At 68.6% G+C, this 13,816-nt stretch carries 13 protein-coding genes; 7 read left to right on the top strand and 6 right to left on the bottom strand.

Features of this window, described 5'->3' with window-relative positions:
- Window positions 1-6: 6 nt before the first annotated feature.
- Window positions 7-876 (bottom strand): enoyl-CoA hydratase, encoded by an 870-nt coding sequence (locus tag JHE00_RS22535; RefSeq protein WP_200321397.1) that lies wholly within the window; start codon window positions 874-876, stop codon window positions 7-9.
- A gap of 252 nt (window positions 877-1,128) precedes the next feature.
- On the opposite strand from JHE00_RS22535, the gene JHE00_RS22530 reads away from it, so the two are divergent.
- Window positions 1,129-2,382 carry a cytochrome P450 gene (locus JHE00_RS22530; RefSeq protein ID WP_200321395.1) on the top strand — a complete coding sequence of 418 codons (1,254 nt, stop codon included), beginning with the start codon at window positions 1,129-1,131 and terminating at the stop codon, window positions 2,380-2,382.
- A gap of 98 nt (window positions 2,383-2,480) precedes the next feature.
- Here the strand turns inward: JHE00_RS22530 and JHE00_RS22525 are convergent, their stop codons facing one another.
- Genes JHE00_RS22525 through JHE00_RS22515 form a run of 3 tightly spaced genes read right to left on the bottom strand, consistent with a single transcriptional unit; the run spans window position 2,481 to window position 5,209 of the window.
- Window positions 2,481-2,717 carry a ferredoxin gene (locus tag JHE00_RS22525; protein WP_200321393.1) on the bottom strand — a complete coding sequence of 79 codons (237 nt, stop codon included), beginning with the start codon at window positions 2,715-2,717 and terminating at the stop codon, window positions 2,481-2,483.
- Window positions 2,718-2,768: 51 nt separating this feature from the next.
- Window positions 2,769-3,965 carry a cytochrome P450 gene (locus JHE00_RS22520; RefSeq protein WP_200321391.1) on the bottom strand — a complete coding sequence of 399 codons (1,197 nt, stop codon included), beginning with the start codon at window positions 3,963-3,965 and terminating at the stop codon, window positions 2,769-2,771.
- Window positions 3,962-5,209 (bottom strand): cytochrome P450, encoded by a 1,248-nt coding sequence (locus JHE00_RS22515; protein WP_200321389.1) that lies wholly within the window; start codon window positions 5,207-5,209, stop codon window positions 3,962-3,964. Before JHE00_RS22515 ends, JHE00_RS22520 begins: the two co-directional genes overlap by 4 nt.
- 125 nt (window positions 5,210-5,334) lie before the next feature.
- On the opposite strand from JHE00_RS22515, the gene JHE00_RS22510 reads away from it, so the two are divergent.
- On the top strand, window positions 5,335-6,435 hold the full coding sequence (locus tag JHE00_RS22510) for a Zn-dependent alcohol dehydrogenase (RefSeq protein WP_200321387.1): 1,101 nt from the start codon (window positions 5,335-5,337) through the stop codon (window positions 6,433-6,435).
- Window positions 6,436-6,494: 59 nt separating this feature from the next.
- Here JHE00_RS22510 and JHE00_RS22505 read toward each other — a convergent pair whose 3' ends face one another.
- Together JHE00_RS22505 and JHE00_RS22500 are read right to left on the bottom strand one after the other, a co-directional pair.
- Window positions 6,495-8,081 (bottom strand): FAD-dependent oxidoreductase, encoded by a 1,587-nt coding sequence (locus tag JHE00_RS22505; RefSeq protein ID WP_200321385.1) that lies wholly within the window; start codon window positions 8,079-8,081, stop codon window positions 6,495-6,497.
- A 94-nt stretch (window positions 8,082-8,175) separates the two neighbouring features.
- Window positions 8,176-8,784 carry an acyl-CoA-like ligand-binding transcription factor gene (locus tag JHE00_RS22500; protein ID WP_200321383.1) on the bottom strand — a complete coding sequence of 203 codons (609 nt, stop codon included), beginning with the start codon at window positions 8,782-8,784 and terminating at the stop codon, window positions 8,176-8,178.
- A gap of 114 nt (window positions 8,785-8,898) precedes the next feature.
- Between JHE00_RS22500 and JHE00_RS22495 the strand changes: the two genes are divergently transcribed.
- From JHE00_RS22495 to JHE00_RS22475, 5 genes are all read left to right on the top strand, one after another.
- Window positions 8,899-9,678, top strand: a complete 780-nt coding sequence (locus JHE00_RS22495; RefSeq protein ID WP_200321381.1) for an SDR family oxidoreductase — start codon at window positions 8,899-8,901, stop codon at window positions 9,676-9,678.
- 424 nt (window positions 9,679-10,102) lie between these two features.
- Window positions 10,103-12,379, top strand: coding sequence for a sensor histidine kinase (locus JHE00_RS22490; RefSeq protein WP_200321378.1), 2,277 nt, complete (start codon window positions 10,103-10,105; stop codon window positions 12,377-12,379).
- A 17-nt stretch (window positions 12,380-12,396) separates the two neighbouring features.
- Window positions 12,397-12,831, top strand: a complete 435-nt coding sequence (locus tag JHE00_RS22485; protein ID WP_200321376.1) for a roadblock/LC7 domain-containing protein — start codon at window positions 12,397-12,399, stop codon at window positions 12,829-12,831.
- Window positions 12,828-13,208 (top strand): DUF742 domain-containing protein, encoded by a 381-nt coding sequence (locus tag JHE00_RS22480; RefSeq protein WP_200321369.1) that lies wholly within the window; start codon window positions 12,828-12,830, stop codon window positions 13,206-13,208. Before JHE00_RS22485 ends, JHE00_RS22480 begins: the two co-directional genes overlap by 4 nt.
- Window positions 13,189-13,800 (top strand): GTP-binding protein, encoded by a 612-nt coding sequence (locus JHE00_RS22475; protein ID WP_200321367.1) that lies wholly within the window; start codon window positions 13,189-13,191, stop codon window positions 13,798-13,800. Before JHE00_RS22480 ends, JHE00_RS22475 begins: the two co-directional genes overlap by 20 nt.
- Window positions 13,801-13,816: the final 16 nt, after the last annotated feature.

The raw sequence follows: 13,816 nt of genomic DNA, 5'->3' as shown, positions 1-13,816 counted from the left end.
CCGGGCTCACTTCGCCTGCTTCCAGTCCACGGCACCCTCATCGGCCTCCGCGTGAGCGACCCGGCCACCGTAGATCTCGGCCCAGTGGGCGTGGTTGAGCTGGTGCAACGTGAACGCCGACTGCAGTGAGTTGTGGTGACCCTGGATGTCCTGCGTCTGGTTGACCGACTCCTTGATCATCAGCGCGGTCATGGTCGGCCGGGCCGCGATCCGCCGCGCGTAGTCCAGGGTCCGGTCGGCGAGCTCGCCCGCCGGATAGATCTTGTTGACCATGCCCAGTTGGCGGGCCTCCTCGGCATCGATGGTCTCGCCGAGCAGCAGCATCTCCTTGGCGCGGCGGGCACCGAACTCCCACGGGTGGCCGAAGTACTCCATGCCGCACATGCCCAGCCGGACGCCAACGGGGTCGGTGAAGGTGGCGTCGTCGGAGGCGACGATGAGGTCGCACGCCCAGATCAGCGTGAGCCCCGCCGCGAAGATCGGCCCCTGCGCCTGCGCGACGACGATCTTGCGCAGGTTCCGCCAGCGCACGGCGTTCTGGTAGTAGTAGTGATACTCCCCGAGCAGCCGCTTCTCGGCGCTCTTGCGCGTGCCGCCGTTGATGGCGAAGGTCGGGTGGAAGTCGGGGTTCTCCGGGTCGCGTTCGGCGGCCCGTTCCGGTGTTCCCATGTCGTGCCCCGCGGAGAACGTCTTGCCCTCACCCGCGAGGATCACCACCCGGACGGTGTCGTCCCGCTCGGCGCGGACGAAGGCCTCGTCGAGCTCGACCAGCAGACCGCGGTTCTGGGCGTTGCGATAACGCGGGCGGTTGAGCGTGATCCGGGCGATCGAGCCCTCGTCGAACGTCTCGTAGGTGAGGTAGCGGTACTCGGACATTTTTCCCTCTCCGATGGATGTCAGGGCGGCACCGGGGCTACGACCGGCGAGATGCCCAGCCACCGTTCGTCGTCGCCTAATATCATTACAACACAACTATAGGGATCCCGTCTGCCACACCTTCCCACCTGGAGGTTGTGGATTCAGTCTCATGCTCTTATCTTCTTACGATCGCATTTCGGAGACCACAGCCCGCTCGGTGCGACCCACGACCACCTCGGCGCGGGAACACCACCACCGTTGGGAGCGACCATGACCGACACCGACCAGACCACACTGGACGAGCTCCGTGCCGAGTACCGCCGGGACTACGACCCCTACGCGGCGTCGACGATCTCGGAGCACCTCGGCGAGCTGGCCGACCGCAGGGAGCAGCTCCCGGTGAGCTACTCGGCCCGAGGCAACGGATGCTGGGTGCTCACGGAGTACGACGACATCTCCGCCCTGTTGCGCCGCAACAACCGCGGTGTGGTGAGCTTCCCGAACGAACCGGACGGCATCAACGCCGTCGGCACCCGGGTCGCGCAGATCCCGATCGAGATCGACGGCGCGGCACACCGCCAGTACCGGCAGCTGCTGGACCCGATCTTCGCGCCCAAGCGGGTCGCACAGCTCGCCGACGAGCTCGAGTTGCAGGCGAACAAGCTGATCGACGAGTTCATCGAGGCCGGCACGTGCGACTTCGTGAACGGCTTCGCGCTGCCCTTCCCCGGTGCCACGGTGATGGCGATCATGGGCTGGCCGCTGGAGGACATGCAGCAGATGAACCGCTGGGTCGACGTTCTGTTGCACGGTGTCCGCGGCGGCTCGCTGGAGGAGAACGCGCGGGCGCGCGGCGTCGCACACGCCGAGTTCAGCGCCTACATGATGAAGAAGATCCCGGAATGGCGTGCCGCGCCACGCCGGGAGAACGTCACCTCCGTCATCCTGGACGCGGAGATCGAGGGCGAGAAGCTGAGCGACGAGCAGCTGTTCGACTTCTTCGTACTGATGATGAGCGCCGGACTGGACACCGTGCAGAGCGTGCTGGCGCAGAGCATGGTCTACTTCGCCCGCAACCCCGCGCGGTGGGACGAGATGTTCTCCACGCCGGAGACGCTCGCGCCCGCGATCGAGGAGCTGCTGCGGTGGACCACGCCGCCGGTGCCGACCCGCACGGTGGCCGACGAGTCGCTGGAGATCCACGGGCTGCGGCTTCCGAGGGGCGAGCGGATCCACGCGCCACTCGCCGCGGGCAACCGCGACCCGAAGTACTATCCGGACCCGGACGAGATCAGGTTCGACCGCGAAGCCAAGCCGCACCTCGCGTTCGGCGTCGGCCCGCACCGCTGTGTCGGCCTGCACCTGGCCCGTCTGGAGCTGAAAATCGCCTTCACCGCGCTCCGCAGGCGAATGCCGACGTTCGGCCTGGACCCCGCCGGGCCCGCCCCACAGGAACACCTCGGGCTGGCGTGGGGCGTCGACGACGTCCACCTGCGCTTCGCCCCTGGCCCACGCGAGCACTGAGCCGGGACCTCCCCGCGTCGCTCGACAGTTGAGTGGCCACACCAGACACGAATGGCCACCCGGTTTCCGCACCGGGTGGCCATTCTTGCGCCGCGAACTCAGTCTCCGGAGACGTCCTCGATCAGGATGGCGCCCTCCGGGCAGGCCATCACGATGTCCTGCATGTCGCCCCGCTTGGCCGCGGGCTCGACCTTGTCGAGGACCACGGCATAGCCGACGTCGTCGGCCTCGAAGTGGTCCGGATCCAGCGCGTAGCACCGGCCGTGCCCAGCGCAGAGGTCCGTGTCGATCCGGAATCGCAGTCCGGTGTCTTCCTTCCCGGAAATGGAGGTCATGCTTGCCGTGCTCCTCGTGTCGTGGTGGTATCGCCGTGGGTCAGGCGGGGTTCAGGCGGGATTCAGGTCGAGCGGCAGCGTGGTCAGCTGCTGCATGAAGCTGCCGTATCGGTGCTTGGCGACGAAGTCCGGCGCCAGCCGGTACTTCGGGAAACGCTCGTGCCACACCTCCAACCCGATGCGCATCTCCATCCGCGCGACGTGCGAGCCGAGGCAGCGATGCACGCCGAGCCCGAACGCGCTGTGCCGGTTTGGTTTGCGCAGCAGCTGCACCTCGCCGTCGAGCTGCCGGTCGGCACCGGAACGGGCGATGAAGACCCGATCGCCCTTCTTGATCGGGCAGCCGGCCAGCTCGCCGTCCTGCGTCGCGACCCTGCCGGAGGGGCCGCCGGTGTTGTACACCCGCATCAGCTCCTCGACGGCGTCGGGGAGGAGGTCGGGGTTGCCCACGAGCAGATCGCGGTCCGCGGGATGGCGCGCCAGGTGCCATGCGATGTAGGACAGCTGGGTGGAGGTGGTCTCCTGCCCCGCGATGAACGCCAGGGTCGCCATGCCGACGAGCAGCTTCTCCTCGACCGGCTCACCGTCGATCCGGATCTGCGTGAACGCCGTGGCGAGGTCGTCTGCCGGCTCCTCGCGGCGGGCGGTGATGACGTCGCTGACGACCTTGTTGATCTCCTCCTCGATGGCATCACGCTCCTCCTGGGTCGGGAAGTCGAACGTGGCCGCCTGCGCCAGCTTGAACATGCGATCCGCGTCGCCCCTGGTGACGCCGAGCCACTCGAGGAAGAAGCGCGCGGGCAGCTTGCCCGCGAAGTCTTTCGCGAAGTCGCAGCCGCCCTGTGCCTCGATGGCGTCGCACAGCTCGTGGCTCAGCTCGCGTACCCGCGGCTCCAGTGTCGTGACGACGTTCGGGCTGAAAAGCGGGATCAGTGCGCGGCGGTAGGCGGTGTGCTGCGGCGGGTCCATCGTGATCGGCGGGACGTCAATCACGACTTCTTCCTTCGTGTAGGTGATCGGGCTGGGCAGGTTCGACCACATGCGAGGGTTCTGGAGCACGGCTTTGACCGTGTCGTAGTCGGCGGCGACGAAGAAGCCGCGGCCCGCCGGGCTGTAGAACAGCGGGGCGACCGACGTCGCCTCGTCCCACACCGCGAAGGGGTCGTCCCCCAGCCGTTCGTCGTTCTCCAGGTCCAGCAGGTGGACCGGGATGCCTGTCTCCTCGGCTCGCTCGGCCATGGATGTCATGGGCGATCCCTTCCTTCCCGCCGCCCTGGCGGGAACACGATGTGAACGTTCTCGACGCCCCAGGACAGACCGAGGTGCTCGTCCGGTTCGCTGCCCGGGGCGAGGGCGAACTCGGGCAGGCGCCGCCTAATCTCGGCGAACGCCACCCGCAGCTCCAGCCGGGCCAGGTGCACGCCGACGCAGCGGTGGGTGCCCATCCCGAACGCGAGATGCGGCTTGGCCGGCCGGTCGAAGACGATCGAGTCGGGGTCCGGGTAGTACTTGGGATCCCTGTTGGCCGCCGCGAGCGGGAAGTGCACCCGTTCACCACGCGGCAACTCGACATCACCCACGAGCGCGCTCTCGTCGGTGACGGTGCGGGTCGGGATCGCCGGCGCGGTCCAGCGCAACAGCTCCTCGATCGCGGCCTCGACACCGGCCGGGCCGTCGAACATCTCCGCCCACCGGCCGGGGTACCGTCCGAAGAAGGCGAAGCTCTGCGCGAGCACGCTCTGCACGGTGTCCAACCCGGCCAGCATCATCAGCAGGAACAGGTCGAACAGCTCGTCGTCGGACAGGCGCCTGCCCTCGATCTCGGCCTGGAGGCAGTGGGTCGTCACGTCGTCGCGCGGGTTCTCGCGCCGGTCGGCGATCAGCGCGACCACGTAGTCACGCATCTCGGTGACCACCGCGGCGCGGGCGGCGTTCGACTCCTCCTCGGTCGCGCCGGGCACGCCGTGGTGCACCGTCGCGACCCACCGGTTGAGCCGCGGCAGGTCCTCTGCGGGCCAGCCCATGAGCGCCAGGAAAGTCGCGCCGGGAAAGGGCATCGCGAAGTGTTCGACGAACTCGCACGCGCCCTCCTCTACGAACTCGTCGATCAGCGCGTTCGCCGCTTCGCGCAGCCGGGGTTCGAGCGCGGCCACGCGGCCCGGCGAGAACAGCGGGTCGAGCACTCGGCGAAACTGCCGGTGCCGCTCACCGTCGATCTCGATCGGGATGAGCGCGGCCCTGGCGCCCTGCACGTTGAGCCCGTCGGGATCGTTGGGGAAGCTGACGAACCCTCGGTTGTTGCGGCGCAACACACCGCTGATGTCGTCGTAGGTGGTGAGCACCCAGCAGCCGTTGCCCCGCGTGGAGTAGGACACGGGCGACCGGCGGCGCCGGTCGGCGATCTCGTCGAGGTGCTCCTGGATCGAGGCCTTGCTGTACGGGTCGTAGTCGCGCCGATGTCTCGATCTGAGCTCGAAGATGTCTTGGGACATGGGAAAGGCTCCTCACGAGGTACAGGTCGGCCCTACTACTTATGCTGACAACCTACTTTGAGCATAATAGAGAGCATAAGAAGCGGGGGCAAACGTCCGCCGCGCCCACCGACGAAAGGCACACCATGACCAACAGAGCCGCCATCCTGTGGGAGACCCGCGGGGACTGGACCGTCGAGCCGGTCGAGCTCGCGGATCCCGGCCATGGGCAGATCCTCGTCAAGATGAAGGCGACGGGGCTGTGCCACTCCGACGACCACGCGGTGACCGGCGACATGCCCGTGCCGCTGCCACTGGTCGGCGGGCACGAGGGCGCCGGAGTCGTCGAGACCGTCGGCCCGGACGTGACCCGGGTCGCCCCCGGCGACCACGTCGTGCTGATCTTCAACCCGCCGTGCGGCCACTGCCGCAACTGCGCGCGGGGCCGGTCGAACCTGTGCCTCAACACCGCCCAGCAGGGCTACGGGCAGCAGACGCCGTTCACCGCGCGCGGGGAGTCGGTGGCCGCGACCGGTGACCTCGGCACGTTCGCCGACCGCACCGTCATCTCGGAGAAGTGCGCCATCAAGATCGACAAGGACATCCCGTTCGCGGCCGCGTCGTTGCTGGGCTGCGCCGTCACCACCGGCTGGGGCGCCGCGGTCTACCTCGGCGAGGTCACGGCCGGCGACAACGTGGTGGTCATCGGCAGCGGCGGGGTCGGCGTCAACTCCGTGCAGGGCGCGAAGAACGCGGGCGCCAACCTGGTCATCGCGGTGGACCCGGTCGACTTCAAACGCGAGCAGGCGACGACCTTCGGCGCCACCCACGCGGTGGCCTCCGTCGCCGAGGCCGCCGCGCTGCTCGCCGAACTCGCACCCGGCCGGATGGCCGACGTCGCGATCCTGTCGGTCGGCGTGAGCAACGGCGGCCTGCTCGCCGAGACCGTCGACCTGCTCGGCCCCGGCGGCATCGCGGTGGTCACCTCGGTGACGCCGGCGGCCTCGACGTCGCTGGAGCTGTCGCTGTTCCAGTTCACGTTGACGCAGAAGACATTGCGCGGCAACGTCTACGGCGGCGTGAACGTGCACCGCGACATCCCGTTGCTGCTCGACCTCTACCGCAACGGGCACCTCAAGCTGGACGAGCTGATCACGTCGACCTACACCCTCGACGACATCAACCAGGGCTATGCCGACATGCATTCCGGCAAGAACCTGCGCGGCGTGGTCCTGCTCGAGGACTAGCCGCCGACGCCCGGCTTCGCCGCCTCAAACTCCCTGGTGGGGCGGCGAAGTCGGGCCCGCTACCGCGAGGACGCGAGCAGCTCGTCCACGCTCACCAGCTTGGTGCGCGCTCGCCCGGCCTCACGTCCGAGACGCCGCTCCGTCTGGTCGATGCGCTTCCACGCCTGTTTGTCCACCAGGTCGGGATTGCGGTCGGCGACAAGCTTGGTGAGGTGCTCGGCATCGTGCACGGGATCGGTCAGCCGTCCACGGGCGAGGTCGGCCAGAATCGCGTCCACCGACTCCGCGGCGTCGGACTTGTTGCTGCCGATCATCCCGGTGGCGCCACGCTTGATCCAGCCCGCGCAGTACACGCCGATCACCGGCAGTCCGCTCGACGGGTCGAACACCGCGCCGTCGTGGTGCGGAAGCGTTCCGGTCACGTCGTCGAACGGGAGGCCGGACACCGCTCGGCCGCGATAACCGACGGCGCGGAGCACGAGCGAGGCCTCGATCGTCTCGGTGCTCCCGTCAGGCCGCCGGAAGGTGACCGACTCGACCTCGCCATCGCCGTCGACCGAGACCGGCGAAAGCCCGTACCGCAAGGTGATCGTGCGCTCGCCGTCGCGGTCCTGACTCGCGGCGGCCCTGACGACGGCCGATCGGCGATCGTCGCCCAGGCCGTCGATCTCGTCGGGCACCGCCCGCAGCGCGATGCCCTCGGTGTTGTGGAGTGCCAGCAGTTCGCCGGTGGTGTAGGCGGCGTGCTCCGGCCCTCGGCGCGCGGCGACGACGACGTCCTCGATGCCGCTGGCGCGCAGGGCGGCGACCGCGTGCGTGGCCATGTCGGTCGGTTCCAGCTCGGAGACCGGCCGGGCGAGCACCCGGGCGACATCGAGCGCGACGTTGCCGTTGCCGATCACCACCGCGCGTCGTCCGGCCAGGTCGAACCGGCGCCCCGCGAAGTCGGGATGCCCGTTGTACCAGGCGACGAACTCCCTCGCGGAGAAGCAGCCCGGCAGCTCTTCACCCGGGATGCCGAGGCTCCGGTCGCCGTCCGCTCCACCCGCCCACAGCACGGCGTGGTGGTGCTCCAACAGTTCGTCGACCGTGATGTCGCGGCCGACCTCGGTGTTGAAGAAGCAGTGCACGTTCGGCCGGGCGAGCACGGCGGCGAACCGGTTCGCGATCTGCTTGGTCTTGGGGTGATCGGGCGCCACCCCGGCCCGGATGAGCCCGAACGGCGTCGGCAGCCGCTCGAACACCGACACGGTCACGCCCTTGAGCTCGCTCAGCTCACCGGCCGCGTAGCAGGCGGCCGGTCCCGATCCGACGATCGCGACCGACAGTCCGGTGTGTCCTGCGGGGAGTTTGCGGTGAACCGGGTCCGGTGGGAGCGACTCGGCGATCGGGTTCTCCTCGAAGTACCCGGCGTTGATGTCGAGGTAGTCGCTTAGCTGCTCGGGGAGGTCGAACTCGGAGTGGATCGCGTCGACCGGGCACTCGTCCATGCACGCGCCGCAGTCGATGCAGGTCGCCGGATCGATGTAGAGCTGCTCCGTCGTCGTGAAGTCCGGATCGCCCGGCCGGGGGCGGATGCACTGGACCGGGCAGACCGGGATGCACGAACTGTCCTTGCAGCATCCCTGGTTGATGACGAAGGTCATGACGCCGGGACCCTCTCTCACGGTTCCGTCTAATAATGCCAAAACACAATATAGACGAAGGGTGCCACGAGGGGTATCGCCACGCAGTGATGTTCTAGACGCCGTCCAGCCTGGGCAGCATGAGCCGGAGCATGCGCTCGATCAACGAGGGCAGGTCCTCGGACGGATGGCTCACCCAGTACTCGTGAGCGGTCATCGTGGCGCTCAGCGCGGACGCGCTCACCGCGACCGGGACCATGTCGGCGGGATCGCAGTCGAGCCTGCGCGCGACGAAGGCCGCGACCACGTCTCGGAAGTCGGCGAGGTGCGGCGACATGGGCGCCTGGACCGCGGGCTCGCGGATCACCAGCTCGGCTCGCTGCAGCGCCCAGACCCGCTCCCGCGGTGAATGCACGTACGCCGTCGGCACCACGAGGCACAACGTGTCCTGGTAACGCTCACCGGCGGGTGCGGCCTCCAGCCCCTCCCGCACCCGGTCCAGTTCGATCGGGGTGTTGATCCACAGCACGTCGGCCTTGGTGGCGAAGTAGCGGAAGAACGTGCGGCCGCTGACCCCCGCGGCGGCCGCGATGTCGTCGACCGAGGTCTCGCTGAAGCCCTTGTCGAGAAAGAGCTCCTGTGCCACCTCGGCGAGCTTGTGCGCGCTGGTCGCCGCCGGCCTGCCACCGAGATTGGCCCCCGTTCGCGCTGGTGATCCCGTCATGCCGCCCATCGTCGCACGAGGCGCCCGCGCGCAGGGGTTTACTTTTGTCAGTGGCTGACATAACCTGCCTGATCGGCGAATCCGACGTCAGCGGCGATGTCAGGAGGGCGTCTCATGGGACGGCTTGCAGGAAAGGTCGCGTTCATCACGGGAGCAGGAAAGGAGCAGGGCAGGCAGCACGCCGTCCGGCTCGCGGAAGAAGGCGCCGACATCATCGCGACGGACCCGCAGGCGGAGGAACTGCACGAGACGGCCAGGCTCGTCCGGGCCGCGGGCCGCCGGGTCGTCGCCCTCGATGCCGACGTGCGCAGCATGGACGACGTGGCAACCGCGGTCGACAAAGGCGTGGCAGAGCTGGGAAGGCTCGACATCGTGCTGGCGAACGCGGGCATCACCACTACCGCGTCCGTGCTCGAGACGTCCGTACCGGCCCGGCACGACATTGCCGACCTCGACCTCACCGGCGCGTGGCGGACGGTCAAGGCCTCGATCCCCCACCTGATCGACGGAGAACGTGGCGGCGCGATCGTGATCACGTACCCGCTCGCGACACCGGCGAACGAGGACGCCGCACACCGCGGCGCCGCGAGAGCCGGGGTGATCACGCTCGTACAGACGCTGGCCACGGAGCTGGCCCAGTACGGGATCCGAGTGAACACCGTGCAACCCCGCGCGACCGCCGGCGATGTGGCATTCGACGACGCCCTCCACCGGCTGCTCCGGCCGGAACTCGGCGCACGACGCTCCGAGAGGACGACCCGGACGCTCACGCGCATGCCGGTCGCGACCTTCGATCCGGACGACATCACCAACGCCGTGCTGTACCTCGTCTCCGACGACGGCTGCTACGTCACCGGGACCACGCACATCGTGGACGTGTGCGGGCCCTCGTGACCGCTCCCGGATCCACTGATGCTCACTTGCATTGACAAGACTAGAACCTGACTTCTAACCTCACTAGCCACCGCCGCTGACGTCTGCAGTGGTGGATCTGTCACCACTGGTCATGCCCGAAGAGGTGTACCGACGATACTTCGACGCCGCCGCGTGTTCGCGGCACCGGGTGGTCCCGCTCTGAGGACCGGGTCGCGCCGTCGCGACCCCGCGGAAAAGTTTCGGAAAAGACAGCGGCAGGAGCACCGAAATACCCAGAACCGGCGATTGATGAATGGTCCGGGGGTCCGGTTTTTGTGCTGCCCTGCAAGGGAAGTAGCCGTCCACGACTGGCTTTCCCACTCTTCCGACACAACGGGACCAATGGTTTACTATCCGCCTTCGCCGCGACTCGAAATCTTCGAAAAGCCAGGACAGGGCCAAATTGCGCGCATTCTTTACTCGAAAAAAACGGGCCAGCATCCGCACCCGGGTACTGGCGATCGTGCTCATCCCCAGTGCCGCACTGCTGATCACGGGCGGCACGGTGGCAGGCCTGCTCGTGCACAACGGCGTCGTCGCCCGCAACTTCTCGGACTATCTGGGCAACCTGGTCGACCTCGCCGAGCGGTTCGGCAACGTCGTGCAGGCGGAACGCGCGACGAGCCTGCGCGCCGTCGGGGGTGACCAGCAGGCCGCGGCCGAACTGGCGGACCGGCGCGCCGAGACCGACACCGTGCTCGAGACCGTCGCCGGGACCACCGCCACCGCCGCGGACAGCAACCCCACCGGCGTCGACGAGGCCAACTCCGCCCTCGCCGAGCTCGGGGCCAGGCTGCCGGTGATCCGCCAGAGCATCGACAGCCGTCAGGCGGCGGCCACCGATGTCGACGGCTACTTCACCCAGCTCTCGAACTTCGTGGTGATCGGCCTCGAAGGCGTCGCCCGCAGCTCACCGGATCCCCGTGCCGCCATGGAGGAAACGGTCTCGACCGACCTCTACCTGGTCAGCGACGCACACTCCCGGGCGGTCGGGCTCGCGGCGGGCGCGGCGGAGGGTGGTGCGCTGACGCAGGCCGACCGCCTGACCCAGGCGCAGTTGACCGGCGCCTACCGCAACCAGCTGACGACCTCGGTCTCCCGGCTCACCGAGAGCGGGCGCGCCCGCTACGAGGCGCTGATCGCGAGTCCCGAATGGCGACTGGCGACCACCGCCGAGGACAACCTCGCGCAGCGCGGAACGCCGGGCGTGCCGATGACGGACTGGCTCGCGGCGGAGCAACACGTGTCGACGGAGCTGCTGGGGCTGTGGGGAGACCACTACCGCTACGCCGAGAGTCTTGCGAAGGACGCCGCCAGCACGTCACTGCTGCAGTCCGTGCTGGCCGGGGCAGGTGTGCTCGTGCTGGCCGTTGGCGCGTTCGCCGTCGCCGCACGGCTCGCGAGCGCGCTCGTGCGGCGGCTGCGTGGGCTCCGAACCACCATCCTGGGGATCGCCGAGGAGAAACTCCCCTCGATCGTGCGCAGGTTGAACAGCGGTGAACACGTCGACCTGAACACCGAGATGTCCATTGTGGATGAAGGCGATGACGAGATCGGACAGGTGGCGGATGCCTTCAACACGGCGCAACGCACCGCCGTGGACGCCGCGGCGGCCGAAGCGAAGACGCGGGGCGGAATCAACCGCGTGTTCCTCGACATCGCGCACCGCAGCCAGCTGGTCGTGCACCGCCAGCTCGAGGTACTCGACGTCGCCGAAGCCAAACAGAGCGATCCCGAACACCTGGAGCTGTTGTTCAAGCTCGACCACCTGGCCACGCGCGCCCGGCGCAACGCGGAGAGCCTGGTGATCCTCGGCGGCGGCCAGCCAGGACGGAAATGGCGCAACCCCGTCGTGCTGGAGGACATCGTGCGCAGCGCGGTCTCCGAGACCGAGGAGTTCGCGCGGGTGAGTTCGGTGCGCCTGCCCGAGGTACGCGTCCAGGGCGCGGTCGTCGCCGACCTGCTGCACCTGCTCGCCGAGCTCGTCGACAACGCGACGGCGTTCTCCCCACCGGACGCCCCGGTCACCGTCCGCGGCAACGTCGTGGGCAAGGGCGTCGTGGTCGAGGTCGAGGACCAGGGGCTCGGGATCGAGTTCGAGCAACGCGAACGTCTGAACGAGACGCTGCGCAACCCGCCGGCGTTCCAGGAGATGGCTCTGGCCGGGAAGCGCAACCTCGGCGTGTTCGTGATCGGCCAGCTCGCGCGGCGACACGGGATCTCGGTCAGCCTCGTCGAATCCGCCTACGGCGGGATCAAAGCGATCGTGCTCATCCCCACGACCGTGATCGAGTCGAGCGAGGCGGCGCAACCCGACGAACAACCCGGGGCGGAACCGAATATCGGGCGGCACCGGCAGCGGCGGAGCTTCCTGCCCGAGACCGCGCGGGATCGGGTTCCGCGCCTGCCCGACAGAGAGGTCACAGTGGACGAGTGGCCCACGGAAGAGCCGAGCCCGGCGTCCGGGAAACCGCCGGCTCCGGCCGCACCACGGCCATCGGGCAGGACAAAGGCCCCACTGCCCCGGCGCAGCAAACAGCAGCACCTCGTTCCGCAGCTCCAGTTCGACGACACCGCGCAGGAGGACGCCGGACACGACGGCGCCCGGCGCAGTCCGGACGAGGCACGCAGTTCGATGTCGGCGTTCCAGCGCGGAACCCGGCAGGCACGCAACCGATGAACACGATGGGGCGCACGATGAACGAAGATTCCCGGGGCCAGGGCGAACGACTGAACTGGCTGATCGACGATCTGGTCAGAAGACTTGCCGGCGCGGAGAACGCCGTCGTCCTGTCCGCCGACGGTCTCCTGCTGGGCAGGTCCACGCAGCTCGGCCGCGACAACGGGGAGCATCTGGCCGCCATGGCTTCGGCGTTTCGCAGCCTGTCTCGTGGCGTGGGCACACAGTTCTCCAAAGGGCCGGTGCACCAGACCGTGGTCGAGCTCGAAGGCGGCTACCTGGTGGTGACCGAGGCCGGTGAGGGCGCCTGCCTGGCACTGCTCGCGTCGGCCACCGCTGACCTCGGCATGGTGGCGTACGAGATGAACGTGATCGTGGGGCAGGTGGGCGACACGATGAAGGCCGCTCCCCGTGCGCTTCCCGCCGAGCCGCGGACCACGCACGCACCATGACCCGTGACGACGGCGAACGCTGGTTCGAGGAGGACCCCGGCCCGCTGGTCCGACCGTTCGCCGTGACCCGCGGCCGGGCAGGAGCCCACCTGCAAGACCTGGACATCATTACCCTCGTGGTGGCGGTCCGGCCCGCCGCCGACGCGGCCACACTCGACCGGGAATACGGAGAAATCCTGCGTATGTGCCAGCGGAGACCCCTGTCGGTCGCCGAGATCGCCGCGAACCTCGACCTGCTGGTGGCAGCGGTCAAGGTACTCATCAGCGACCTGATCGACTCGGGGCACCTGATCTTCCGCTCCCCACCACCGCCCGCCGACGGGCGGCCCGACCTCAAACTGCTCCAGGCGGTGCTCGATGGCGTTCGCAAACTCTGACGGCCCGGCGACGGGCGAACTGGCCGGACTGCGCGCGGTCAAACTTCTGATCGCCGGTGGTTTCGGTGTCGGCAAGACGACCATGGTCGGCGCTGTCAGTGAGATCGCGCCGCTGCGGACCGAGGAACGGCTCTCCGACATCGGCGCGTCGGTGGACGACCTGACCGGTGTCGAGGGCAAGACCACGACGACCGTGGCGCTGGACTTCGGCCGGATCACGATCAACCCGCAGGTGGTGCTCTACCTGTTCGGCACGCCGGGGCAGGACCGGTTCTGGTTCATGTGGAAGGAACTGTCCGTCGGTGCGCTGGGCGCCGTGGTGCTCGCGGACACGCGGCGCCTCGAGGACTGCTTCGGTTCGGTCGACTTCTTCGAGTCCCGAGGCATCCCTTTTGTCGTCGGGGTCAACTGCTTCGACGGTGCGGACGTCTACGACGAGGACGAGGTGCGGGCCGCGCTGGACATCGGCGATCACGTCCCGGTGCGGCTGTGCGACGTGCGCGACCGCGACTCGGCCAAACTCGTGCTGGTGAGCCTGCTCGAGCACGCCATGCGCGTCGCGCTGACGACGGGCGGCCACGCGGGAGCCTGACGAGGCCAGGCACGGG

Origin of the sequence: Prauserella cavernicola, from assembly GCF_016595675.1 — a bacterium.
In the GTDB taxonomy this organism is placed as follows: domain Bacteria; phylum Actinomycetota; class Actinomycetes; order Mycobacteriales; family Pseudonocardiaceae; genus Prauserella_A; species Prauserella_A cavernicola.
The sequence above is the reverse complement of the archived record's forward strand: the minus strand, read 5'-3'. Positions and strand labels throughout refer to the sequence as shown.

Coding starts and splice junctions, on each gene's coding strand:
- JHE00_RS22535 (WP_200321397.1), bottom strand. CDS start 876: ATGTCCGAGTACCGCTACCTCACCTACGAGACGTTCGACGAGGGCTCG.
- JHE00_RS22530 (WP_200321395.1), top strand. CDS start 1,129: ATGACCGACACCGACCAGACCACACTGGACGAGCTCCGTGCCGAGTAC.
- JHE00_RS22525 (WP_200321393.1), bottom strand. CDS start 2,717: ATGACCTCCATTTCCGGGAAGGAAGACACCGGACTGCGATTCCGGATC.
- JHE00_RS22520 (WP_200321391.1), bottom strand. CDS start 3,965: ATGACATCCATGGCCGAGCGAGCCGAGGAGACAGGCATCCCGGTCCAC.
- JHE00_RS22515 (WP_200321389.1), bottom strand. CDS start 5,209: ATGTCCCAAGACATCTTCGAGCTCAGATCGAGACATCGGCGCGACTAC.
- JHE00_RS22510 (WP_200321387.1), top strand. CDS start 5,335: ATGACCAACAGAGCCGCCATCCTGTGGGAGACCCGCGGGGACTGGACC.
- JHE00_RS22505 (WP_200321385.1), bottom strand. CDS start 8,081: ATGACCTTCGTCATCAACCAGGGATGCTGCAAGGACAGTTCGTGCATC.
- JHE00_RS22500 (WP_200321383.1), bottom strand. CDS start 8,784: ATGACGGGATCACCAGCGCGAACGGGGGCCAATCTCGGTGGCAGGCCG.
- JHE00_RS22495 (WP_200321381.1), top strand. CDS start 8,899: ATGGGACGGCTTGCAGGAAAGGTCGCGTTCATCACGGGAGCAGGAAAG.
- JHE00_RS22485 (WP_200321376.1), top strand. CDS start 12,397: ATGAACGAAGATTCCCGGGGCCAGGGCGAACGACTGAACTGGCTGATC.
- JHE00_RS22480 (WP_200321369.1), top strand. CDS start 12,828: ATGACCCGTGACGACGGCGAACGCTGGTTCGAGGAGGACCCCGGCCCG.
- JHE00_RS22475 (WP_200321367.1), top strand. CDS start 13,189: ATGGCGTTCGCAAACTCTGACGGCCCGGCGACGGGCGAACTGGCCGGA.